General features: G+C 47.2%; 8 protein-coding genes and 1 tRNA gene. 1 reads left to right on the plus strand and 8 read right to left on the minus strand.

Going from position 1 to position 4289, the window contains the following annotated elements; translation table 11 throughout:
- The 3 genes from HA494_09335 to HA494_09345 all read right to left on the minus strand — a co-directional run.
- Positions 1–172, minus strand: a 172-nt coding sequence (locus tag HA494_09335) for a hypothetical protein (GenBank protein NHV97965.1), incomplete at its 3' end; no start/stop codon positions are given.
- 105 nt (positions 173–277) lie between these two features.
- A tRNA-OTHER gene (locus tag HA494_09340) sits at positions 278–373 on the minus strand.
- 109 nt (positions 374–482) lie between these two features.
- Entirely contained in the window at positions 483–1682 is a 1200-nt protein-coding gene (locus HA494_09345) for a site-specific integrase (protein NHV97966.1), read from the minus strand.
- A gap of 124 nt (positions 1683–1806) precedes the next feature.
- Between HA494_09345 and HA494_09350 the strand changes: the two genes are divergently transcribed.
- The gene (locus HA494_09350) at positions 1807–1989 is read left to right on the plus strand and encodes a hypothetical protein (protein NHV97967.1); all 183 of its coding nucleotides are present in this window, start codon (positions 1807–1809) and stop codon (positions 1987–1989) included.
- Here the strand turns inward: HA494_09350 and HA494_09355 are convergent.
- The 5 genes from HA494_09355 to HA494_09375 all read right to left on the minus strand — a co-directional run.
- Positions 1981–2481, minus strand: coding sequence for an HNH endonuclease (locus HA494_09355; GenBank protein NHV97968.1), 501 nt, complete (start codon positions 2479–2481; stop codon positions 1981–1983). The two genes, HA494_09350 and HA494_09355, sit on opposite strands and share 9 nt — an antisense overlap.
- Before the next feature lie 6 nt (positions 2482–2487).
- Positions 2488–3366 carry a ParB N-terminal domain-containing protein gene (locus HA494_09360; GenBank protein NHV97969.1) on the minus strand — a complete coding sequence of 293 codons (879 nt, stop codon included), beginning with the start codon at positions 3364–3366 and terminating at the stop codon, positions 2488–2490.
- 28 nt (positions 3367–3394) lie between these two features.
- Positions 3395–3835, minus strand: a complete 441-nt coding sequence (locus HA494_09365; protein ID NHV97970.1) for a hypothetical protein — start codon at positions 3833–3835, stop codon at positions 3395–3397.
- A gap of 6 nt (positions 3836–3841) precedes the next feature.
- A complete protein-coding gene (locus HA494_09370) occupies positions 3842–3985 on the minus strand; it encodes a hypothetical protein (protein ID NHV97971.1) in 144 nt (47 codons plus the stop codon).
- 79 nt (positions 3986–4064) lie between these two features.
- Positions 4065–4289 (minus strand): transposase (locus HA494_09375; GenBank protein ID NHV97972.1); only part of this gene is annotated, 225 nt, incomplete at its 5' end.

Consider the following 4289-nt stretch of genomic DNA (forward strand, 5'->3'; position numbering starts at 1 on the left):
CTACAAATGAGTATTCTGCGATCTTCTCTGGCCCCTCAACGGATTCTAAAAGGTAGGCATACTCAGAGCGATCACATAGAGCGGTAAAGACTTCTAAGGGTGATTTATCCCACTTAACCCTACTAATGTTTGGTTTAACCAGCCTCTTAATGAAGTAAGTAGCCTCTCCCATCTCTCTTTCACCGCATTCGGTGATAAAGGCACTCATTTAAACTTTTATGCTCATAAATGTACATTAGAGAGAAACCGTGAACGTTGCAAATCTACACTTAGTAGGTGCCGGGGACGGGTTTTGAACCCGCGACCTCCAGATTATGAGTCACACCCTAACCCTGTGGAGGCTGGCGCTCTAACCAGGCTGAGCTACCCCGGCCAGGGGGTTCTAGCTCACTCACTCTTTTTAAGAATTACTTTCCCCGTTGGAAGCGTACCTACATACTCCCATCCTTGAGCTATGAGTTGTTCTGCTTCTTCGGCTGTGACTACTCTTTGCTTGGGTTGGGTTTACAGATGCTTAGAAGCCTAAGCATCTCTTGTACCTTCCCAATCTCTTCAGGTGTCAGTCTTTCGATTTTCGCTTTGATCTCCTCCTTCTGCTTCTCCAACGGGTCTTCGTTAACTGCTTCTAGGTCGAGAAATTCCTCGCTTCTCTCGAATGAACTTCTCATCTCATCTATTAGGGCTTCGGGTAGCACGCCTTTGTTTGTTGTGTATTTCGCTTCGATCGAACCCTTATGCCCCATAAAGAACACTCTGAAATCGTGAGCGATCCTCCCCCTTGCCTCTGCGATTAGCAATTGTGTATCGAAGTAGGCTCTGAAGACGTATGGGCGGAATCTAAACCTTGGGCGTAAAACTTCCCTTATTCTTCGACAGATCTGCTTCGTTGTTAGGAAGGTCTTTCCCTTATTTCCCAACCTTCCATAATGGTAACGGTGGTCTGGGGCTACGATAGGTGTGTAGGGTGTTAGGACTTCGCCTGAGTGGAGCCTGTCGTTAAGGTAGGCAAGTAGTTTTTTCGCTCCTTGTGTTGTGATGAAGGTGAAGTATTGGTGCCTCGCCTTCGATAGGCTTTTTCTTACGATTATCATCGGCGGGCATCGAAGGAACCTTGCGGTTCCCTGTTGGATTACCAAATCGGGTAAGTCTCTGATAGTTAGACCATCTGTAGCATCGTAATTTCCAAGGGTTTCTGGCCTTAAACCCGCCTTAGCCATCAGGCTTATGATCGCTCCTTCTCTTAGAGGTGCTCGGCTGAGGATCTCGAACATTTCTTCACCTGTGGGGACTCTTTCGCTTGCAAGCGTTGTTGCCACATCTGCGTTGGCAACTTTAATCCTTCTATGGAGTTCGATGTCGAAGTAGCTTAACCACGATTTCACCGCTGTGTAAACGGATCGTATGTACGATGGAGCTCTACCGGCTTCTTCCATTGCAGCTATGTGGTCTTGTATCAAGTCGGATACGATCAATCTGTCCTTTCTAGCCAATTCGACGAGGCTTATTGGGGTTATATCGTGGTCTCGACAGAAGTTTACGAGTTTGTATAACCTTTGTGTCGCTGTTAATTTACTGCCCCTGCTTAAATTGTCGAACCAGCGCTTGGTATCTGGGTTGCTGAGATATTTTGTTATTAGTGGCTCAGGACGGCGTTTCTGTGTGGTTATCGTTGTCTCCCGCACTTTACCACCTCTGTGGCTTTATCAACTGAGAGGCCCCTTTTTCGCCCCTCTCAGTCTCACCGTAGCTACCATAGATACAGCAGTATTTAAATGCATCTGTTGCTGATACACTATTGGGTGTGAGATGAGGAATAGAATCTTTACAGATTTTGAGAAGGGCGTCATAAAGGCGTGGCTTGAGCGTAATGAAAAGGATGTCAACACACGCATCCTCTTGAGTAGAATAAGAAGAGCCAAAGAGCTGAGAGAAGATATCGAACTTTACAAGAAGATTATGGAGAAGTTGACGCAATCTTCTTCACGCTGAGTTTGTCCCGCTCCTTTGTTCACTTAACCATCTGATACCATCCTTGAACCCCTCTAGATACGTCTCCTGTAGGATTCTTGTTTCCTGGAGCTTTTTGAGTAGGGCTATTGTTGGTGGCGGTGATTCGATTCCCTCATCTAACCTATTTGAGCTTCTTGAGATCTTAAGGGATAGTGTGATCGCATCCATCAGCCTTTCAACTGTTGCTCCGCTTAACCTACCGTTAAAGCACTCAGCTAGGAGCTTGTTGAGATAGTTTAACGCTCTCTCCTCTTGCTCCCTGTGCTTCTTGTATGCTTCTCCTAGGGTTGCTCTGTGGCACTCTGGGCATAGGAGTTCTAGGTTATCTAAGGTGTTGTTGAGTGGGTTCCCATCCTTGTGGTGTCTGTGGAAGCCGTGCTCCAACGTGTTGCCGCATCTAGCGCAAACACCGTCTTGAGCAAAGTATGCTAACTCAACCCTCCACTGCGGGAAGCCTCTTCGCTCACTCAAGCCACTTCACCTTCCTGCGCCAAGTTTAGTGACTAAACTTCGATTGCGCGCCTGATCTTCGCGTTCACGCTTGGAGTCAGGTTTACTCACTAAACTTTCTCCACCGGACTTTGAAGGCTTATTCTTGCTGCCGGGTTTAGCGGCTGAACCCTCTTTCCTTCCAACCAGTTCTCCCGCTAGTGCGTGCAGCTTCTTCGAGAGCTCTCTTAACCCTTTGTCGCCCATGAACATATACACTTCTCTCGCCGCTTTAACCCACCTTTGAAGGTGTTGAGCGTGCTCCAAGCATATTGAAGGCCTATGGTAGTCGTCTGAGCCGCCTTCCCTCTTACAGATTATGCAGCGAACCCTATACTCCTGGCCATGTTTAGTAACTAAACTTTGACCGCTTCTCCCCTTCACCCTGCTGTATGCTTCCTCCAGGTTTATGCTGCCGTTTTTCAGCTCCTCGTAGGTATATGGATCTTTGTATATGCTGTATAGTCGGCTTACGTAGCCTTTGCTGTAGCCGAGCTCCTTCGCTACGGCGTCCAACCTCATGCCTAATGCGTCGTGCATTACTCCAACAGCCCTCACTAGCTCATAATCCTTCAATCTTCGAGCCCTATAATTAGTTAAGACTTGGATCACCACGGCTTCTTGATCCGATGCTTCTCTGATTACGCAGGGTGCGCTGCCCCAACCCAGCTTCTTTAAAGCGTGGTATCTGTGCACACCATTAATTATCTCATATAGGCCTTGCGGTATAGGCTTTACGAGTAAAGGTTCTAAAAGACCCCTCTTCCCTATATCATCAGCCAAGAACTCTATGTGTTCTTCATCTACACCTTCACGAACATAGTTTGAGGGCAATTTGATTTTGTCCAAAGGTATATCTTCAACCACTTTAATCACCAAAAAAGGTTGGGGGGTGCTATCCGCACCCCTTTGCGACATGTTCGCGGAGTTCTTCTCTTGCTTCTTGCTCGTTGGCACCAGAGATCTTCGCACCACACAGCTGACAGGTTAGCTCTGGTTGCGCTGGGGGCTTTAGGAGAGTTTGAGTAGGGTGGAAGTAAATGACGTCTTTAAGCTCCCCTCGCACATTCTGCTTAACCTTTGTGACCCTAGCTTCCCGACCTACCCAGTTCTTCGTGTCCTCACCGTAGGCTTTGGCAAGCTCCTTCCTTGACGTGCGGTTCAGTGTAGCGATCTTAACACGACCATCAGGCAGCTTCACAGATATCTGGAACACGGGCCGACCGAAGGGTGTTTCCTCGGCTTTTTTATACACACCTTCATCTAAGAAGGTGACCACGTCATCCTTCACATCTTCTGGTGTGAGATATTCTTCGAGGTCCTGAAGTTTGACCATTCCCTTTCACCTCTTGGCTCGAAGGGCTTCTAACCCCTCTCTCACAAGGTAGTTCACGGTTTCGCTGAAGTCCCTGTGCTTCATGGATCTGTTCAGCTTCACGAGTTCGATGTAGAGCTCGTCATCGAATGTCACATGTTTTGTCGCCATTTTGCCATCATCAGATAGGTAACCACATCATATCATTAGCAATTAGTAGCAAAAACAGGGGTGCGGCTGCAACCAATCATTAAATATAAGGTAATTGTGCATATCGGGTGTGGCAGAAAAGCTGGTTCACCGTCTTCTTTATTGTTGTTAGGTTGGTTATTCCGATGTTGTAGCTGATGGCTCTTAGGTGGAGTTCGTTTCTTTGGCTTCTTCTCCTTCTTGATGTTAGGTTGTTGCCGAATACCCTCTTCAGGACAGAGATTACTGATTCTACTCTTGATCTTTTGTGGTAGTGTTTATCGAA

Source organism: Nitrososphaerota archaeon, assembly GCA_011605775.1.
Classification (GTDB): Archaea; Thermoproteota; Nitrososphaeria; order Nitrososphaerales; family JAAOZN01; genus JAAOZN01.